At 60.0% G+C, this 19,278-nt stretch carries 13 protein-coding genes; 10 read left to right on the top strand and 3 right to left on the bottom strand.

Going from position 1 to position 19,278, the window contains the following annotated elements:
* The first annotated feature begins 22 nt into the window (after positions 1-22).
* The 3 genes from topA to rpmG all read left to right on the top strand — a co-directional run bounded on the left by topA (position 23) and on the right by rpmG (position 5,467).
* Positions 23-2,665 (top strand): type I DNA topoisomerase, encoded by a 2,643-nt coding sequence (topA, locus tag P3M64_RS00155; RefSeq protein ID WP_132938960.1) that lies wholly within the window; start codon positions 23-25, stop codon positions 2,663-2,665.
* Between the two features lie 84 nt (positions 2,666-2,749).
* A complete protein-coding gene (gene rnr, locus P3M64_RS00150) occupies positions 2,750-5,140 on the top strand; it encodes a ribonuclease R (protein WP_132938961.1) in 2,391 nt (796 codons plus the stop codon).
* A gap of 159 nt (positions 5,141-5,299) precedes the next feature.
* Positions 5,300-5,467 (top strand): 50S ribosomal protein L33, encoded by a 168-nt coding sequence (gene rpmG, locus P3M64_RS00145; protein ID WP_132938962.1) that lies wholly within the window; start codon positions 5,300-5,302, stop codon positions 5,465-5,467.
* A gap of 295 nt (positions 5,468-5,762) precedes the next feature.
* On the opposite strand, the gene P3M64_RS00140 is transcribed toward rpmG, so the two are convergent.
* Both P3M64_RS00140 and P3M64_RS00135 read right to left on the bottom strand, forming a co-directional pair.
* On the bottom strand, positions 5,763-6,128 hold the full coding sequence (locus tag P3M64_RS00140) for a response regulator (RefSeq protein ID WP_132938963.1): 366 nt from the start codon (positions 6,126-6,128) through the stop codon (positions 5,763-5,765).
* Between the two features lie 560 nt (positions 6,129-6,688).
* Positions 6,689-7,387 carry a Crp/Fnr family transcriptional regulator gene (locus P3M64_RS00135; RefSeq protein WP_243644767.1) on the bottom strand — a complete coding sequence of 233 codons (699 nt, stop codon included), beginning with the start codon at positions 7,385-7,387 and terminating at the stop codon, positions 6,689-6,691.
* A gap of 645 nt (positions 7,388-8,032) precedes the next feature.
* On the opposite strand from P3M64_RS00135, the gene P3M64_RS00130 reads away from it, so the two are divergent.
* The 7 genes from P3M64_RS00130 to P3M64_RS00100 all read left to right on the top strand — a co-directional run bounded on the left by P3M64_RS00130 (position 8,033) and on the right by P3M64_RS00100 (position 18,044).
* Positions 8,033-9,382 carry a ChaN family lipoprotein gene (locus tag P3M64_RS00130; protein ID WP_132938964.1) on the top strand — a complete coding sequence of 450 codons (1,350 nt, stop codon included), beginning with the start codon at positions 8,033-8,035 and terminating at the stop codon, positions 9,380-9,382.
* A 34-nt stretch (positions 9,383-9,416) separates the two neighbouring features.
* Positions 9,417-11,507 (top strand): M1 family metallopeptidase, encoded by a 2,091-nt coding sequence (locus P3M64_RS00125; RefSeq protein WP_132938965.1) that lies wholly within the window; start codon positions 9,417-9,419, stop codon positions 11,505-11,507.
* Positions 11,508-11,658: 151 nt separating this feature from the next.
* Positions 11,659-12,360: a hypothetical protein gene (locus P3M64_RS00120; protein WP_132938966.1), complete on the top strand. Its 702-nt coding sequence runs from the start codon at positions 11,659-11,661 to the stop codon at positions 12,358-12,360.
* A gap of 137 nt (positions 12,361-12,497) precedes the next feature.
* Complete coding sequence (locus tag P3M64_RS00115) at positions 12,498-13,697, top strand: ATP phosphoribosyltransferase regulatory subunit (protein ID WP_132938967.1); 1,200 nt, start codon at positions 12,498-12,500, stop codon at positions 13,695-13,697.
* 51 nt (positions 13,698-13,748) lie between these two features.
* Positions 13,749-15,041 (top strand): adenylosuccinate synthase, encoded by a 1,293-nt coding sequence (locus tag P3M64_RS00110; protein WP_132938968.1) that lies wholly within the window; start codon positions 13,749-13,751, stop codon positions 15,039-15,041.
* Between the two features lie 252 nt (positions 15,042-15,293).
* Positions 15,294-17,513 (top strand): protein kinase domain-containing protein, encoded by a 2,220-nt coding sequence (locus P3M64_RS00105; protein ID WP_132938969.1) that lies wholly within the window; start codon positions 15,294-15,296, stop codon positions 17,511-17,513.
* A 3-nt stretch (positions 17,514-17,516) separates the two neighbouring features.
* A complete protein-coding gene (locus P3M64_RS00100) occupies positions 17,517-18,044 on the top strand; it encodes a hypothetical protein (protein WP_132938970.1) in 528 nt (175 codons plus the stop codon).
* 249 nt (positions 18,045-18,293) lie between these two features.
* Here the strand turns inward: P3M64_RS00100 and rpoH are convergent, their stop codons facing one another.
* A complete protein-coding gene (rpoH, locus tag P3M64_RS00095; RefSeq protein WP_132938971.1) occupies positions 18,294-19,190 on the bottom strand; it encodes an RNA polymerase sigma factor RpoH in 897 nt (298 codons plus the stop codon).
* Positions 19,191-19,278: the final 88 nt, after the last annotated feature.

The raw sequence follows: 19,278 nt of genomic DNA, 5'->3' as shown, positions 1-19,278 counted from the left end.
AAAAACAATCATTCAGGACCGCATGAACCTCGTCATCGTCGAATCCCCGGCCAAGGCCAAAACCATCAACAAGTATCTCGGCGCGGAGTATACCGTCCTCGCCAGTTACGGGCACATCCGCGACCTGCCGTCAAAGGACGGCTCGGTGCAGCCGGGGGACGACTTCGCGATGGTCTGGGAAAGCGACGCCAGATCGCAAAAACATGTCCGGGAAATTATCCAAGCGGCGAAAAAGGCCGACCATCTGTTTCTCGCCACCGACCCCGATCGCGAAGGCGAGGCGATCGCTTGGCATGTCCTTGAGGTGCTCAACAAGGGCAAGGCGCTGAACGGCGTTGATGTCAAGCGCGTGGTGTTTAACGAGATCACCAAAAGCGCCATTCTCGACGCCTTCAGCCACCCGCGCGACATCGACGGCGAAATGGTCAACGCTTACCTCGCCCGGCGCGCCCTGGATTATCTGGTCGGGTTCACTCTTTCGCCGGTGCTGTGGCGTAAATTGCCGGGATCGCGCTCGGCGGGGCGGGTGCAATCGGTGGCGTTGCGCCTGATCTGCGAGCGCGAGGACGAAATCGACATCTTCGTTCCCCGTGAATATTGGTCCGTGCGCGCCGACTTCGACACCGGCGCGGGGGTCATGGTCAACGCCGCGCTGACCCATTTGGACGGTAAAAAATTAGACAAATGGGCGCTGCCCGACGAAGCCGCCGCCCAGGCCGCCGTCGGCGCCATCCGTTCGGGCGCCTTCTCCGTCGCCGCAGTGGAGAAAAAACAGACAAAACGCCACCCGGCGGCGCCGTTCACCACCTCGACCTTGCAGCAAGAAGCCTCGCGCAAACTTGGATTTTCCGCAAAGCGCACCATGCAGACCGCGCAGCGCCTCTACGAAGGGGCGTCGATCGGCGGCGAAACCGTGGGCCTGATCACCTATATGCGAACCGATGGCGTACAGATGGCCGCGGAAGCTTTGACAGCGTGCCGCGCGTTAATCGCCCGCGATTTCGGCGAGGCCTACCTTCCCGACGCGCCACGGGTCTATAAAAGCAAAGCAAAGAACGCCCAGGAGGCGCACGAAGCCGTCCGTCCGACCGACCTGACCCGATTGCCCAAGGCCGTCGCCGCCTTTCTCGACGAGGATCAGCGCAGACTCTACGAGCTGATCTGGAAGCGCACCGTCGCCAGCCAGATGGAATCGGTGGTGCTCGACCAAGTGGCGGTGGACATCGCCTCCGGCCCGCGGGAAATCGTCCTGCGCGCGACCGGTTCGATCATCGCCTTCGACGGTTTTTACCGTCTCTATCACGAGGGCCGGGACGAGACCACGGGCGATGCGGAGAGCAACGGGAACGACGAAAAAGAGCGCATTTTACCCGAAATGGCCGTGGGCCAGGCGCTGGCCTGCAAAACCGTGCTCCCCCAACAGCACTTCACCCAGCCGCCACCGCGCTATTCGGAAGCCTCGTTGGTGCGCAAGCTCGAAGAGCTGGGCATCGGTCGCCCATCGACCTACGCCAGCATTATATCGGTTCTGCAGGAGCGCAATTACGTGCGCCTGGAGCAACGCCGCTTCATCCCCGAGGACCGGGGCCGGGTCGTCACCGCGTTCCTGACCAATTTCTTCAAGCGCTACATGGAATACAATTTCACCGCCGACCTGGAAGACAAGCTCGACGATATCTCCGGCGGGCGGGCCGATTGGAAACAGGTCCTGCGCGACTTTTGGACGGCGTTCAGCGCCTCGGTCGAGGACATCGGCCAACTGCGCGTACGCGAAGTTCTCGACGCCCTGAACGATCTGCTCGCCCCCCATTTCTTCCCGCAAAAAGACGACGGCAAGGATCCGCGAACCTGCCCGACCTGCGCCGATGGCCAACTGAGCCTGAAGCTGGGAAAATTCGGCGCCTTCATCGGCTGTTCGAACTATCCCGAATGCCGCTTCACCCGCCCCCTGACATCGGCGGGCGACGATCAAAACGACATGCCGGAGTTGGAGGCGGGGCCGAAACTGCTGGGCGTCGATCCGGTGAGCGGCCTCGACGTCACCTTGCGCAAGGGACCGTACGGGATCTACGTGCAGTTGGGCGAACAGGTCGAGGGCGAGAAAAAACGCCCGAAACGCGCCTCGCTCGCCAAGGGAGAAAGCCCCGCCCAGGTGGATCTGGAAAAAGCCTTGGGCCTGCTCGCCCTGCCCCGCGACGTCGGCGAACATCCCGAAACGGGAAAAATGATCCAGGCCGGTCTCGGGCGCTTTGGCCCCTACCTCAGCTACAACAACATGTTTATTTCCCTGAAGGGCGACGACGACCCTTTGACCATCGGCATCAACCGGGCGGTCACCGTGATCGCCGAGTCGGGCAAGACCCCGCCCGTGGAACTGGGCAAGCACCCCAAGGACAAGAAACCGGTCACCGTGCGCAAGGGGCGTTGGGGGCCGTTCGTGCAGCACGGACGCACCAAGGCGAACCTGCCCAAGTCCACCGCCGAGGAGGACGTCACCTTGGAGATGGCCCTCGAACTTTTGGCCAAGGGGGATAAAGGCAAGGGTGCGGCCAAGACTCCAAAAAAGGCCCCGAAAAAGGCTGTGAAAAAAACAACGAAAAAAGCCCCGGCTAAAAAAGCGCCCGCGAAAAAGAAAACCGCGCCGAAAAAGGCCGCCGAAGCTTAAGATCGTCCGTTCCCCCGCGCCGCCGAAGGCTCTTCGAGGACCCACAGGCGACGTTAACCCCTTTTCGTACGTTGTGGTGCCGCCTTGACTCCTTCTTCGCATAAACCCGCGCCGTTCCCCAGCAAGCGGGAAATTCTCGACTTTATCGCGCAATCTCCATCCAATGCCGGAAAACGGGAAATCGCGCGCGCCTTTCGCCTCGACGGCGAACAGAAAATGCGCCTGAAAAAAGTGCTGCGCGAGATGCAGGACGAGGGTCTGCTGCAAAAGGGGCGCGGGCGGCGTTTCGCCGAACCGGGCAGCCTGCCCGCCGTCACCGTTCTCGAGATCGGCGATCTGGATATCGACGGCGACGTCATCGCCCGGCCACTGACCTGGAACACCGACGACGGTCCGCCGCCACTGATTTACATGGCGCCCGAACGGCGCGGGCAATCGGCCCTGGGCATCGGCGATCGGGTGCTCGCGCGCCTGACGCGCATTGAGGACGCCGCCGACGGACGCCTCGCCTACGAGGGCCGCACGATCCGACGCATCAGCGCCCAACCATCGGAGGTTTTGGGCGTTTTCAAGCCCGATGAAAGCGGTGGCGGTGGCCGCCTTCTGCCCACCAACAAACGCGTCAAACATGAATTCATCGTCAGTTCGGATCACGCCGCCGACGCCCGGCCGGGCGATTTGGTGCGCGCCGAAATTTTACCTGGACGGCCCTTGGGGCTGCGCCGGGCGCGCGTTGTCGAGCGCCTGTCGCCGACCGGCCCGCAGGCGATCAGCCTGATCGCGATCCATGAATACGACATCCCCCACGTCTTTTCGATCGAGGCGGTCACCCAGGCCGAAAAGGCCAAGGCCGCGCCGCTGGGCAAGCGCGAGGATTTACGCAAGGCGCCGATCATCACCATCGACGGCGCCGACGCGCGCGACTTCGACGATGGCGTCTTCGCCGAACCCGACCCCGATCCCGCCAACCCGGGGGGCTGGAAACTAATCGTCGCGATCGCCGATGTCGCGTGGTATGTGCGCCCGGGCGACGCCCTCGACCGTGACGCCTATGGGCGGGGAAATTCGGTTTATTTTCCCGACCGGGTGGTGCCGATGCTGCCCGAGGCGTTGTCCAACGGCTGGTGCTCGCTACGTCCCGACGGGGACCGCCCCTGCCTGTGCGCGCACATGACCATCGACGCCGACGGGGCGCTGAAAAAGCACCATTTCACCCGGGCGCTGATCCGCTCGCACGCCCGCACCACGTACGAGCAGGTGCAAGGCGCGATGGACGGCGCACCCGACGAAACCACCGCGCCCTTGTTGGAAGGCGTGATCCGTCCGCTCTACGGCGCCTACCGGGCGCTGTGGACGGCGCGTGAAAAGCGCGGCGTGCTCGATCTCGACCTGCCCGAACGCAAGGTCGTCCTCGACGACGCGGGCAATGTGGCGCGGATCGAAAATCGAGTCCGCCTGGACAGCCACAAGCTGATCGAGGAATTCATGATCCTGGCCAACGTGGCGGCGGCGCAAACCTTGGAAAAAAGCGGCCTGCCGTGCATGTACCGCATCCACGACGAACCGAGCCGGGAAAAGCTCGACGCCCTGCGCCAGTTCCTGGACGGCGTCAATATTCCCCTCGCCAAGGGCCAGGTGATCCGCTCCACCCAGTTCAACGCGATCTTGGAGCGCGCCAGGGACACCCCCTACGCCCAAATGGTCAACGACGTCGTCCTGCGCTCTCAGGCCCAGGCCGAATACAGCCCCGACAATATCGGCCATTTCGGACTCGCCCTGGCGCGCTATAGCCACTTCACCTCGCCGATCCGGCGCTACAGCGACCTTTTGGTTCACCGCGCCCTAATCCGCGCCCTCAAGCTGGGCGACGGCGGGCTTGAGGACGCGCCCAAGGACTTCGCCGACATCGGCGTCCACCTGTCGCAAACGGAACGGCGCGCCGCCGGGGCCGAACGGGGCGCGGTGGACCGCTTCACCGCGTTGTTCCTCGCCGACCGTGTCGGCTCGACCTTCAGTGGGCGGATCAACGGCGTCACCCGTTTCGGCCTGTTCGTCACCCTCGACGACAGCGGCGCCGACGGCCTCGTGCCGATCCGCACCCTGCCCGACGATTACTATGTCCACGACGAAACCCACCACCGCCTGAAGGGACGTAAAAACGGCATTGAATATCGCCTGGGACAAAAGGTGGAGGTCGTACTCGTCGAAGCCGATCCGGTAACCGGCGGCATGGTGATGCGCCTGTCGGACGACGAAGAGCCGCCACAAGGAACGCCCCGAAAAATAAACGATGGAAAACCGGGCCGAGAAAGCCGCCCCACGCGTCCCGGCGCAAAGAAAAGCCACGCCAAGGGCAAGGGCAAGGGGAAAAAGACGACCACGGCCAAGATCAAGGCTAAAATCAAGGCCAAGGGCGCATCCAAGGCCGCCCGGCGGCGCGCCGCCAATACCGCACCGACAAAACCAACCCCCTGAGGAAAGGTTTTCTTCGGCCCAGGCATGACGGTGGGCGCGCCGCTGCACACGGCAAAATATGATGCTTGGGCTTGACAGATACGCAGAGCGCTGTATGTTTCGCCGCCTAATGCATTTTTTGCGGTCACCTCTTGTGTGGCCCCTGTCGGGACAAGAACCATGGCAAAGCCAAATACCATTCTCATTAAACTGGTCAGCACGGCCGACACCGGCTATTTTTACGTGACCAAGAAAAACCCCCGCACCTCGACCGAGAAACTGTCGTTTCGCAAATACGATCCGGTGGCGCGTAAGCACGTCCTTTTCAAAGAATCCAAGATTAAATAAAAAATTCCACCCAACACAAATCGGGTGGAATTTCTACGGCGGTGTTTAAGCCGTGCTGAAAAAGGTAACGCTGAAAAAGGTAACCAAGGGTTGCCTTTTTTGATTCTCCGCCTTCAAGCGTCCGCACGCCCTCTTCCGAGCGCCTTCAAGGATCGCGGAACGCGTACGCAAAGCCTGAAAGAGAAGACCATTCCACGCCAAGGAACGCGCGGGGGGGGGGGCGTCGAAAAAACCACATGGAAGACGAAACGCGTCACGAAAAAATGAAACGCGTCACGGAAAGGCGCGCGTACCCTCAATTCAAGAATTTCGACAGCGTTTCGAGGAAGTTGGGCACCGAGATCGGCTTGGCGATATAACCTTCACACCCGCCTTCGCGAATCTTTTCCTCGTCGCCCTTCATCGCGAACGCGGTAACGGCGATCACGGGGATACCCTTCAATTCATCGTCGGCCTTAAGTATCTTGGTAATTTCAAGACCCGATATTTCAGGCAGTTGAATATCCATCAAGATTAGGTCGGGCCTATGTTCACGGGCCAAATTAACGGCGTCACGACCATCTTTGGTTTGAACTGTGTCATAACCATGGGCCTGCAACAGATCATTGAACAACTTCATGTTAAGGTCGTTATCCTCAACGATCAGGATCGTCTTTGTCATTGTTATTCCCTGAATAAATCCCCGTGATCAGCCCAATGTCATCTCAACACGGTCACCCCAACGCGCCCATAGACGTCATCACTCACGCGTCTTCGGATGATGGATGATTACCCCGTTCCTGTCAAACCGTTACGGTCTTTTTAAGGGTATTCGGCGAATAAAAAAGGCCGCCGAAGCGGCCTTAAGGTTATTTAGTGAGGGAATAAATCAGGTGAGAGTGCGACCCTTGCGGCGCACGCAAGGCGCCTAAAAACCGTGAATAGCCGAAACGCCATGGGGGGCATAAAAAGCAAACGACATCAAAATCAAGGAAACACCCAACCCAATAGCTTTGATTTTCGTCATCTCGGGAACTCCTCGGCCTTAGCAATGCGTCTTCGTAGCGATATCGAACATCGTAATGTGGAGTTTTACAGAACCCGCGCATCCTGTCTGTGACCATAATCACATAATGATCGCATAACCTCGCCCGCTACCGCGCGACGCCAAAAAACGGCTTTGATCGGTCCACCCGGTTTTTCGTTGATAGGGAACGAGATCGACGGAAGGCAGGCCGATAATCAATCGCCACGCACTTCGTCAACCATGTCCTGAAGACGGGCGACATCCTTGACGATCAGGAAATTTTTACCCCGTTCGACAATCCCCTTGCGCGCCAGATCGTTCATCACCCGGGCCACGGTTTCACGGGTGGTGGACACCCGACTCGCGATATCGCTGTGAACGGGAATGGGTGAAATACGCGCCGTATTGTTATCATCGGCGACAAGCAATGCGAGGCGCAACACATCGGCATGCACCCTATTGTTGGCGCCCAGGGTCGATAAATCCATGATCCGGGCCGTCGCCGTACGCACCAAATGCGCCAAGTGGCGCATCACCTTGACGGCGATCGACGGATGACGCGACAACACCGCGCCAAAGTGTTCGGGACCGAGCGCGGCGATTAGAGAATTTTCCAAGGCCAACACGCTGGCTGAGCGCGGCAGGCCGTCGATCGCCGCCAATTCACCGAAATGACTGCCTGCATCCAGGTCATCGAACGTAACTTCGCGTCCCGATAATGAATAATTTACGATCCGAACCCGCCCCTCGACGACAAAGAAGACATCCTGACTTTCGCTGTGTTGGTCGATAATCTGCTCGCCGGCGGCATAGAGTTTCCATCGGCAAGCCTTATTGACGGACTCCATTTCATCGGCATTCAAACTGGCCAGCAGTTGAATTTTGGCAAGGTTTCCTGTTCCGGCTTCGCTCACGGTATCCTCCACTGGCTTCCCTCACGCTTCTTAATTGGCGTTCGCATTGGCGTCCGCGCGATGATACCCGGATGCGCGCCCCTTTGCGAGGGGGACGATGCACTAGGGTCAGGACCCCTTCATCCGGTGCGTCTGGCGGAGATGAATTTAGGTGTGGGTTAGGTGGAAAATCCGCCGCAATGGCCCTCATAGCAAGGGTTTTCCAACGACATCCGCGCTTAAATTCATCCCGTCCCGCAGGGCGTTGTGAAAATACCCCAGAAGCGTCGTCGAAGACTTTTGAAAGTGAACGGCACTTCCGGCAAGTCTTCTCCCGGGCCGGTGATATTTTTCACAAACTAGTGGTTTGAGTTTAACATTTGAGTCCGATGCAATTGGACACAAATGTGTGAAGAAATCAAACTGCAACAAAAAGATAGATAGTGGTCGGCCCGATGGTTCGCGGGAGCGAAACGTCGGAGTCGATCCACTAGGCGCATCAGGTTAATTAGGCCCTGCCCCCAGGGTTAAGCCTTGACGAAACCGAATACAATGAAAACTCCGCACCCCCCTCCGATCGCCGCCGGCGGCCATGAGCGACCTTGCAATCGTCGCCGCGACTAGGCACCATGAGAACACAATCACCAAGAGAGAGCGCCCCGCATAGTGCCGCAAAAAAAACGCGTCTTTTCCTTCGCCGCCCGTTCACCTATCGCCGCCGCAATCGCGGGCGCGCCCTCGTGGGTCGGACGCGCGGTGGGCGGCGCACTTCTTTTCATCCTCGCCCTTCCGGGCGTAGCGCCGGCGCATGGCGAGGCGGTCAAGGACGTCTCTTGCGTCCCCCCCGCGCGGTGGATGTCCCCGACGACGGGGAACGTCATCGAAGAAACGAAACTGATCGGCGCCATGGCCCAAGAATCCGTGGTTTTATTGGGTGAGACCCACGACAACCGCGACCACCACCGTTGGCAGTTGTACACCATGGCCGCCCTGTACGCGGTTCATCCCGACATGGTTATCGCCTTCGAGGCGTTTCCCCGCCGGGTGCAGCCCGTGCTCGATCGTTGGGTGCACGGGGACCTCAGCGAGAGCGCGTTCCTCCGCCGGAGCGAATGGAACACGGTGTGGCGTTTCGACCCAAGCCTGTATATGCCGTTATTTCAGTTCGCGCGCATGCATCGCATTCCCATGGTGGCGATGAACGTCGATCGTGCCTTGATCGGCGCCATCAACCGGAAAGGCGTCGGAGGCGTCCCCCCCAAGGACCGCGAGGGCATCGGCCTTCCCGCGCCCCCCGCGCCGCAATACCGCGCCATACTGAAGACCGTTTTCGACCAACACGATGCGGCGCAACACCCCAAAAAAACAAAATCCCCCCCTCACGCCCCGGCGGCGGACCACAGCGGTAAAAATTCCCGCTTCGATCACTTTGTCGCCGCCCAACTCACCTGGGACAGGGCCATGGCCGAGGCCATATCCCGGGCGCGACACGGCGCCGCCAAACCCCTGGTGATCGCCATCGCGGGACGGGGGCACCTTGAATACGGATACGGCATCGCCCATCAACTCAAGGCGTTGGGCGTGGCCGACGTCGCCACGCTGATTCCATGGGACCCCAATCGCCCCTGCGCCGCACTCAAGAGCCACGACCGCGCCATAGCCGACGCCGTGTTCGGGCTTCCTTCCCACCCCGAAGATCCCCATCCCGACAAGCCTAAATTGGGCGTATTGATCGCCCCGGCGCCGAAAGGAGCACCGGCGGGGGTAAAGGTCGAAGACGTCGTCGCCGGGTCCGTCGGCGCGGTGGGCGGAATTCACAAGGGCGATATCATCGTCGCCGCCGCGGGCCGTCCGACCAAGGATGTCGAAACCCTAATCGCCACCATCCGGGCCCAGGCGCCGGGAACATGGCTGCCGCTGAAGGTGTTCCGTGCGGGGGCGACGATGACCATCATCGCCAAATTCCCCGCCCATCCCGGCGGAACCGCGGACACACCGAAGCCTACCGGGCGATGACGCGCGGCGCGGCGACTTGTAAGGGACCAAAAAGGTGGGCAAGAAACAAAACAAAACGGGTAGAGCGATCGCCCTCCTCGCGATTTTCCTCGGCGGCGCCGGCGCGCTTTTCGCCATCGTCACACCGGCGTGGGCCGCCGTCCTATCTTTGGCGCCGCATCACGACATCGTACTCACCCTCACGCCCGCAACCCACCATTTGAGCGCGCGCGACACCGTAACCTTGGATGGCTCGGGAACACTGACCTTTTATCTGTCGGACCTTTTTGTCCTCGAAGGGGTTCGCCTGGACGGAACCGGCGTCGCGGTCCAGCGTAGTGGCGACGCGATTCGCATCCGTAGCGGCGGCAATGCCCGCCATACCGTGGAGTTTCGCTACCAAGGCCGCTTACCCGCGATCACCATCGACGCCCTCAACGGCTTCGCCCTATCCCCTCAAGGCGGTTACCTGTCCGAAGGCTGGTTCCCCCGCGCCTCCGACGCGCCGTTCACTTACGACGTCAGTGTCAGTACGCCTCTGCCGAACAAGGCGGTCGCCCCCGGAACCATCATTCATGAAACGCAAAGCGGTGGGCGTTATCGGGCGACTTTTCGCACGAGCGTCCCAACCCGCACCCTGACGGTATTCACCGGACCTTACCAAATCGCCGAAAAACAACTGGCGATCGCGCGCGCCGAAAAAACCGCGCCGTCGGGGAAAAAACCGGTCCAAAGCGATATCGCGCTCAGGACCTATTTCACGCCGCAAATTGCGCCCCTGGCGGGCGATTATCTCGACTTTACCGCACGCTATATCCAACGCTATGTCCGACAAATCGGCCCCTACCCTTTCACCGGCTTCGACATCGTTTCCGGCCCTCTACCGGTGGGTTTGGGGTTTTCTGGGCTGACTTACATCGGCACCGACGTTCTGAAGCTGCCCTTTATTCGCTATACCTCGCTGGGCCACGAGATTTTACACAACTGGTGGGGCAACGCGGTCGGCGTCGATTACGCCCACGGCAACTGGGCCGAGGGGTTGACCACCTTCATGGCCGATTACGCCTTTGCGTCGGAACGTTCCGCGAACGGCGCGCGCGATATGCGCCTCGAATGGTTGCGCAATTATGCCGCCCTACCAAAGGGACGCGATCGCCCGGCGGTCGATTTCGTCGCCAAGAATCATGACGCGTCCCAAATCGTGGGGTATGACAAGGTCGCTTTTTTCTTTGTCATGCTGCGCGCGCAAATCGGCAACAAGGCCTTCGATCGCGCCATCCGTCTGTTCTGGCGGGACAACCGCTTCAAGACGGCGCGCTGGGCCGATTTACAAAGCGCTTTCGAGCGCGCCTCCGGGCAAAAACTTGCTTACTTCTTCGATCAATGGCTGCATCGCGCGGGCGCGCCGTCGTTCGTCATCGACGCGCCCTATGTCCGCAAGGAGAGTAACGGCTACCGGGTGTCCTTTGTCCTGCGCCAAGGCGGTACGCCCTACCGTGTTCGACTGCCGGTCGTGGTCGCCACCAAGGACGGCGCGCACCGTTTTACCGTCACGGCGAATCGGGACGGCGAGCGGTTCGCCCTGGACGTCCCCTCCCAACCCACAAGTTTAGCGATCGACCCGAATTTTGAGGTTTTTCGCCGCCTATCTCCGGGCGAAGCGACGCCAATTTTGCGTGACGTGACCCTAAGCCCCCATAGCGAGGCCCTGGTTGTCGGAACCGCACCGGACCTGATCACACAAGCCCGCGCCCTCGGCGCGGCTTTACTGGGACCCGACGCCCCAATTCGGAGCGCCGCGCCTTACGCCGCAAGCGGCGTCTTGCCCGCCGTCCCGCTGGTGCTGATCGGCGCACTTTCCGAGATCACGCCTTTTATCGAAACTCTAGGGATCCCGCCGCTTCCCCCTCGCTACGCCCGCAAGGGCGCCGCCTGGGCGTGGGCCACCCGCGCCCCCGGCGGGCAACCCATCGTCGTCGTCAGCGCGCGCTCCGCCCAGGCCTTGGGCGAGATCGTTCGCGCCCTACCGCATTACCGCCGCCGAGGGTATGTCGTGTTCGACGGCGCACGGGTCATCGAAACCGGCAATTGGCCCGTCAAACCCGGCGCGCACAAGGTCCTGTTGGCCCCACCCGCCAAGGGATAACCCTGAAAGTTACCCTCCGACGGTCGCGGCAGAGCCATATTGACAGTCCGCGCCGCACTGCCCATGGTGGAACAAAGCCGCGATATCCCCAACCACCGCTCCAGATAAGGATGCTTGGATGTCAGGAGGGGGGGGAACAAGGAGGCACGATATGAAAATATGGCCGGCACGCATGGTTTGCGCACACCAGGATAAGGTTTGCGCGCACAAGGGTAAAACGCAAAAAAAATCCTGGCGGATCGCCGCCGCGGCCCTTCTGATGGCGGGCGCCCCCACGAACGCCACACTGGCCCAACAAACCGCGACGCAAACCCCGCAGATCTCCAATGCGGTGAGGTTCGACGCCATCGCCTATAAGCCCTGGCCGGGGAAAACCACCGTTTCCCTCGACTTGATGGACAATTCAAACCGTAATTTGACGCTGCTCGCCGCGTTGAAAGACGCCTTAATCGCAAAAGGTTATCGCATCGCCCCCCGGGCGGCGCTCGTCGTGACCCTGAACAGCCGAGAAGAAAGCGGGGCATGGTCGGACGCCGGCGAGCGCACCTTCCTGGAGTTGCGCGCCAAGGGCGGGCGCGGCGGCGGAGACGCCAGCGCGCGCCTCAATATCTTCGACAGCGCCAGGGGCGGACTGATCAACCAAGGCCAACGCGCGCCTGAACGCGTCACACCGACACGCATCGTCTACGAAATTATGGTGACATCCCGTGACGACGACAACCGCATATGGCAGGCCTGGGCCACCATCGCCCCGCAAACGGCGCAGGAGATGCCCGCCAATGGGGTAATCGCCGGCGCGTTGGTCGAAAGTTTCGGTAAAACCGTTCGCAATCGGACCCTTCAGGTGCGCTAATCCCGATCATATGGCCCCAAGGCTTGCCCGGCGCGTTGATTTTCGCTACTAAGGCAGCGTTCGCGTCGGCACAACGTTCGCGTCGGCCTGCGTGCGCACCGAGGCTCCTTGAGACAACCCGTTGAGTTACCCAACCCATGACCTTCGATGCCGAAAAAGCCCTCCTCCCCACCGGAATGTGTGATGGCCTGCCGCCGGAAGCCGCCAAGGAAGCCGCCTGTGTAGAGCGCTTGATGACGGCGTTTGCCGCCTGGGGGTACGCCCGGGTCAAGCCGCCGCTGTTCGAATTTGAAGACAGCCTGCTTTCGGGAAGCGGTCGGACGATGGCGACCCATGCTTTTCGTTTCGCCGACCCGGCCTCCGGGCGAATGCTCGCCCTGCGCCCTGATATGACCCTGCAGGTCGCCCGGATCGCCTCGACACGCCTGAAAACCGCGCCGCGCCCTCTTCGCCTGGGATACGCCGGACAAATCGTGCGCATCAAGGGGTCGCAGCTGCGCCCCGAACGCCAGTTCGGCCAAGTCGGCGCGGAATTGATTGGGGTCGCCACCCCCGACGCCGACGCCGAAGTCATTTTAATGGCGATCGAGTCCCTAGCCGGTATCGGCGTCGGCGCCCTCAGCGTCGATCTCGGCATGCCGACCCTGGTCCCCGCTTTTTGCGACGACATGCAAATCGCCGAGGCCCATCGCCACGACTTGCGCCTAGCGCTGGATCGCAAGGATAGCGCCGCGGTCCATGCTCTTAAAGACCGCATCGGCGCCGACAGCGCCCGCGTTTTGGGCGCCATGCTGACCGCCACCGGACCTATCGAACGCACGTTGGACGCCTTGCGCGCCCTCGATCTTCCCGAAAAGGCCGCGCTTGAGCGCGACCGCCTGGAGACCGTCGCCCGGATCGTTGCGGCCGGGGCGCCGGACCTGGAAATTACCGCCGATCCGGTGGAAAATCGCGGCTTTGAATACCACAGCGGCGTCACCTTCGCCTTTTTTTCCCGCGCTGCGGGGGCCGAATTGGGACGCGGCGGACGTTACCGAACCGATGACGCCAACGGGGGCGAAGCGGCGACGGGGCTAACCTTATACATGGACACCATTTTGACCATGATGCCGCCGCCGCCCGAAACGAAACGTATTTTCCTGCCCGCCGGAACCGCCCGCGACGCCGCCCGAACACTGCGAACGCAAGGATGGCAAACGATCTCCGATCTTGACGGTGGCGGGGCCGACCATCCCGATTTTACCAGCTCCGAGCGCGAAACCGGAACGACGGCCGACAAGGCGCGACACATGGGCTGTTCACATTTTTGGCTAAACGGGACGGCGGTGGAAATTTAAAATCCTCGTGTTCCTCCCGAATTTTATCTCTACTTAAAGGGAATTTAAATCATGGCTAACGTCGTAGTTGTCGGCTCTCAGTGGGGTGACGAGGGCAAAGGAAAAATCGTGGACTGGCTGTCCGAACGGGCCGACGTCGTCGTGCGCTTTCAAGGGGGGCACAACGCCGGGCACACGCTGGTTATCGGCAATGTCACGTACAAACTACACATCCTGCCCTCGGGTATCGTGCGTAAAGGCACGCTGTCGGTCATCGGCAATGGCGTCGTACTCGACCCCGTCAATTTTCTGGACGAGATCGAACAACTGCGCGCCCAGGGGGTCAGCATCGACACCAACAATCTGGTCGTCGCCGAAAACGCGCCGCTCATCCTGCCGCTGCACGCCAATCTCGATCAGGCCCGAGAAGAGGCCCTGGGCAACGCCAAAATCGGCACCACGGGGCGGGGCATCGGACCGGCGTACGAGGATAAAATCGCCCGCCGCGCGATCCGCGCCGGGGATCTGGCCGATCGCGACCTGGTCGTCGCCAAGGTGGATAAGCTGTTGTTCCACCACAACGCCCTAATGCGCGGCTATGGACGCACGGAATTGACCCGCGATGAAATCGTCGAACCGCTGATGGCGCTGGCCCCTAAAATTCTGCCTTACGTCGGCACGGTGTGGAAAATTCTCGACGAAGCGCGCAAGGCCGGGAAGCGTATCCTGTACGAAGGCGCGCAGGGCACCATGCTGGATATCGACCATGGAACGTACCCGTTCGTCACCTCGTCAAACGTCGTCGCCGGGCAAGCCGCGATCGGCTCCGGGCAAGGGCCCAGCGCCATCGATTATGTCCTTGGGATCACCAAGGCCTACACCACGCGGGTCGGATCGGGGCCGTTTCCGACCGAATTGCACGACGACGTCGGCCAGGGGCTGGGCGAACGCGGCCACGAATTCGGCACCACGACGGGGCGTCCACGGCGCTGCGGGTGGTTCGACGCCGTACTCGTGCGCCAAGCGGTCAAAGTCAACGGCATCAACGGCATCGCCCTGACGAAGCTGGACGTCCTCGACGGCATGGACGAACTAAAGGTATGTGTCGGCTATCGTCTCGGAGACGTCGTCCTGGACCACCTTCCCGCCTCCAGCGTCGAGCAGGAGAAAGTCGTCCCGGTGTACGAAAGCCTGCAAGGATGGCGCGAAACCACCCGCGGCGCACGGACTTGGGCCGATCTTCCGGCGACTGCGGTCAAATACATCAAACGCATCGAGGAATTGATCGAGGCCCCGGTGGCGCTGTTGTCGATCAGCCCCGAGCGTGACGACACCATCTTGGTTTACGACCCGTTCACCGACTGACCCCCCCGAAGTGAAGGGGCGGGACGCACGTTTTTCCCACAAGGGAAAGCCCGCGCCGAAATGCGCCTTCTCAAGCGAGAGATCACGCCGGGACGCACCCTTTAACACCATCGAAAACACGCACCGCCATGCGCCCTTTGTGGCGCATGGCGGTGCGTGCGCAGTCATCCTTTGATTGTTTCTAAGGACGTTTCCATATAAAGTGGTGTGCGGTTGGGTCAGAATGACCCATTTAGAAGGGAATTCGCAGAAATGGCGATCGCTCCCCAGAAACAGGCTCCGCCCTCCTCTGGAGCGCCCACGTTGGAAGTTTCGAGCGCCTCCGAGGAAACTCAGGGGACGCTTTCTGGTGCGCCCACCGCCGAAGATCTCGCCCAAGCCCTCGCCGGAGTGTGGGAATCGGACGCGCCGGATACCTCGCAAGGTTCAAAAGCCGAAACGGCGGCGAACCAGACCGCCGAGGCGCCGCGCGCCACCGGCCTGGCGCCGTGCGCCCTGAAGGACCGCTACAACCTCTTTCCCGGCATGGCGCTGCACGATTTCGATACCCCCAGCGCGAAAGCCTACCACGCCGAGGATAACCGCAACCCCGAACGCAACCTGTACGTTCTGATCTGCAATCCGGCCCTGCCGATACGTCAGCGCGAATTGAAGGCGGTCACCGGAAGTGCATTGCGCGGCCTGATCACCGTGATTGACCATGGCCCCGTCGAATGGCCCTTGTTTGAACAGCGTGCGATGGCGATCGTTTACGAGCGCCCGATGGGAGGGCGTTTTCTCGACGCCAGTTCGAAAAGAAAAATTAAGATCAACGAGTATGAAATCCCTCGCAAGATCATCGCGCCGCTGCTCGCGAGCCTGAACGACCTTGCGGAATTAGGGGTCACACACCGCAATATCCGCCTCGAAAACCTCTATTTCCTCGATAAAGAGCGGCATCAACTGGTGTTGGGCGACTTCGTTTCGGCGCCGCCGGGTTATCACCAACCCGCCGTTTACGAACCCGTCACCAGAGCCATGGCGATGCCTTCCGGACGCGGTTCCGGAAACCTTGGCATCGATATTTATACGCTTGGTGTTTTGCTGGTGTTCCTACTTGTCGGACGCAACCCCATGGGCAAGATGACCGACGAGGAAATGATCACATCGAAATGCGAGAACGGCAGCTACGCCGCCCTATGCGGTCGTGAACGCATCCCCATGACGATCTTGGAGCCTTTGCGCGGCATGTTGAGCGACGATCCCGATGAACGTTGGGATTTAAATGCGATCGAACTATGGCTCAACGGACAAAAGAAAACACCGATACAGCGCCGCCCCGTCCCCAAACCGAAAACACGCATCAATTTTATGGGAAAGGACCATAAAACGACACGTACCCTGGCCTTCTCCATGGGCAGGCACGTCTCCGAAGCCGCCCAACTGATCAAAGACGGAAAACTGGAAGTCTGGCTGCGCCAAAGTCTGGACATGGGCGATCGCGCCGACGCCGTAACCGCCGCCATCGCCCACGCGAAAGTCAACGACGGACGCTTCGAGGGGAGCGACGATTATTTCGTCTGTAAAGTTTGCGCCATGATCGATCCTAACGCACCCCTTTTGTATAAGGGACTGTCTTTCCTTCCGGAAGGGTTTGGTTATGTTTTGGGCGTTTCCGTGCTTTTTGAGGAAAACATTCAGGCGGCCAGCGAAGTCCTACACCACAACATCGCCGCGTTCTGGTTCGCATCGCAGACCCACTTCCCCTCGGAAACCCTGGGTATGAATAAATCGTTCCAATCGCTGATGTCGCTGATCAAAATCAACGAAATGGGCTTTGGGATCGAGCGTTGCCTGTACGAACTTCTGCCCGGATTGCCCTGTCAAAGTCCATTGATTAAAACCGCCTATGTTACCGAGATCGAAGGTCTTCTGCCCGCCCTCGACGACGTCGCCAATAATACGGAAACCCAGACGAAGCCCATCGACCGCCACATCGCCGCGTTCATCGCGGCGCGTTTCAAGCACGACATATCTCCCCACCTGAAGGCCTTGTCCGACCCCAAGGAGGAAACGGCGACGATCGGTATGCTCAGCCTTCTTGCGCTGGTTCAGTGGCGTCTGAAAATACCAACCCTGTTTGGACTGTCCAGTTGGATCGGCGGGCAGCTTGGCGCGGCGATCGCAACCTATCACAGCCGCGCCACCCGCCGCAAAATCGAACAAGCGATCCCCTCTCTTGTGCGCAAGGGGAGCTTGCCTGAACTGTTCGACTTGATCGACAATATCGACAAACGGCGCAGTGATATCGAGGGCTTCGAGGAGGCCAAGAGCGCTTTTTTCGCCGCGGAAAAAGAGATTCTAAGCCTCATCGGCGATGATGAGAACGGCACACAAAAAGCCCAGCAATCCGGCGAGCATTTTACCGCCATGTTTGCGATTATCGTGTGCCTAATCGCTTCGTCCATAATCCTCATGGTTAAGATGATGTAGGCGATGATGGCGGAAAAAACACAAGCCCCCCCTCAAAACAGCAAAAAGAAGGGCCCGAGCCAAACCACGCTCTGGCTGATCTTTATCCTCGTTATCGTCATGATTATCTCATTGCCGAGCGTCATCGTATTCACCTTCGGCATGATCCCCAGCTTCGTCGCCTACATCATCGATCGCACCAAGTCCCGCAGCGCCACGTTTTGCGTCAGCAGCATCAATTTTATTGGCGTTTTCCCCTTTATTATCGACCTGTGGGTGAAAGAACACACGATCAGCGCCGCCCTGAACACGATCAGCAACGTTTTTTCGATTTTCGTCATGTACGCCGCTTCCGCCTTCGGTTGGATGCTCTTTTTATCGCTTCCCCCGGTCGTCGCCTCGGTGGTGACCATCTTAAACGAACACAAAATCGAACAGCTCCGGGCAACGCAAAAACAGATTATCAAGGAATGGGGCAACGACGTCACCTCCAAGGTGCAGCAGGCCACGCAAGTTCCGCACAGCCCACGGACGTCCCCACCCCCGGCATAAATGCAACGCACGAATTGATCATCCCGGACATGGTGAGAATATGGATAGGCGGAACCACGCCTCGGGAATGCTTCGTCAGGCGTCCCCCTCCCTCTCCAACATGGCAAAGCCCTTCGCCCCATGCGAAAAGCCCCACAAGAACGTTCTTGTGGGGCTTCGTAAATTGACGGGCCGCCCCGTCGCATATAGCGGGGGATGATGGGGGTGGGACGACCCGTCAAGCGGCGGACACGCCTTATCGGCGCGCCTTCAACATGCGATGTTTTGTTCTATCACGGCATTGCGTACCGATTTCTGCAACTTCTCGAAGGCGCGCACCTCGATCTGGCGAACACGTTCACGGGAAATTCCGTATTGCTGGCTGAGGTTTTCAAGCGTCGCGGGACTATCTTTCAGACGACGCTCGCTCAAAATCGACCGTTCCCGTTCGCTCAACCCCTTCATGGCGCCCTTCAGAAGCGAACGACGCGACAACAGTTCCTCGGATTGACCCAGGGTGTCTTCTTGATCCGGGCTTTCGTCACTCAACCAATCGAGCCACTCGTCATCGCCTTCGTCGCGCACCACCGTGTTGAGGGAGCTGTCCGGCGCGGACATCCGCCGGTTCATGGAAATGACGTCTTCCTCGCTTACCTTTAAGCGATGGGCGATAATGGCGACATTCTCAGGGGCGAGATCGCCATCCTCAAGAGACTTCAACTCGCCTTTCATTTTACGCAAATTGAAAAATAATTTTTTCTGCGCCGCCGTGGTTCCGATTTTCACCAAGGACCACGAATGCAGGATATATTCCTGAATGGAGGCGCGTATCCACCACATGGCGTACGTTGACAAACGGAAGCCCCGATCCGGGTCGAACCGCTGCACGGCCTGCATCATGCCGACATTGCCTTCGGAGATCAACTCGCCCAAAGGCAAGCCGTAACCGCGATAGCCCATGGCGATTTTCGCCACAAGACGCAAATGACTGTTCACCAGTTGGTGCGCAGCGTCGTCGTCTTGGGAGTCGCACCACAAGCGCGCGAGGCGTTGCTCCTCCTCGACGGAGAGCATGGGAAATTTACGAATGTCCTGGAGATAACGGGTAAGATTGTGTTCGGGGGAAAGGCTCAATCCCTGAGAGACAGCGGTTGTGCACGTTGACATTTGTTAGTTCTCCTAACCTATTTGTTGTCAAAGCCGTCACGCTCCCTCGATGGTGGAATATGCACCCGTGACAGACCTCTATTGATTA

This window comes from Varunaivibrio sulfuroxidans (assembly GCF_029318635.1).
Taxonomy (GTDB): domain Bacteria; phylum Pseudomonadota; class Alphaproteobacteria; order Rhodospirillales; family Magnetovibrionaceae; genus Varunaivibrio; species Varunaivibrio sulfuroxidans.
The sequence above is the reverse complement of the archived record's forward strand: the minus strand, read 5'-3'. Positions and strand labels throughout refer to the sequence as shown.

Excerpts from the sequence above, each read along its gene's own strand:
- P3M64_RS00120 (WP_132938966.1), top strand. The coding sequence starts at position 11,659 with ATGAAAATATGGCCGGCACGCATGGTTTGCGCACACCAGGATAAGGTT.
- topA (WP_132938960.1), top strand. The coding sequence starts at position 23 with ATGAACCTCGTCATCGTCGAATCCCCGGCCAAGGCCAAAACCATCAAC.
- P3M64_RS00140 (WP_132938963.1), bottom strand. The coding sequence starts at position 6,128 with ATGACAAAGACGATCCTGATCGTTGAGGATAACGACCTTAACATGAAG.
- rpoH (WP_132938971.1), bottom strand. The coding sequence starts at position 19,190 with ATGTCAACGTGCACAACCGCTGTCTCTCAGGGATTGAGCCTTTCCCCC.
- P3M64_RS00105 (WP_132938969.1), top strand. The coding sequence starts at position 15,294 with ATGGCGATCGCTCCCCAGAAACAGGCTCCGCCCTCCTCTGGAGCGCCC.
- rpmG (WP_132938962.1), top strand. The coding sequence starts at position 5,300 with ATGGCAAAGCCAAATACCATTCTCATTAAACTGGTCAGCACGGCCGAC.
- P3M64_RS00100 (WP_132938970.1), top strand. The coding sequence starts at position 17,517 with ATGATGGCGGAAAAAACACAAGCCCCCCCTCAAAACAGCAAAAAGAAG.
- P3M64_RS00115 (WP_132938967.1), top strand. The coding sequence starts at position 12,498 with ATGACCTTCGATGCCGAAAAAGCCCTCCTCCCCACCGGAATGTGTGAT.
- P3M64_RS00110 (WP_132938968.1), top strand. The coding sequence starts at position 13,749 with ATGGCTAACGTCGTAGTTGTCGGCTCTCAGTGGGGTGACGAGGGCAAA.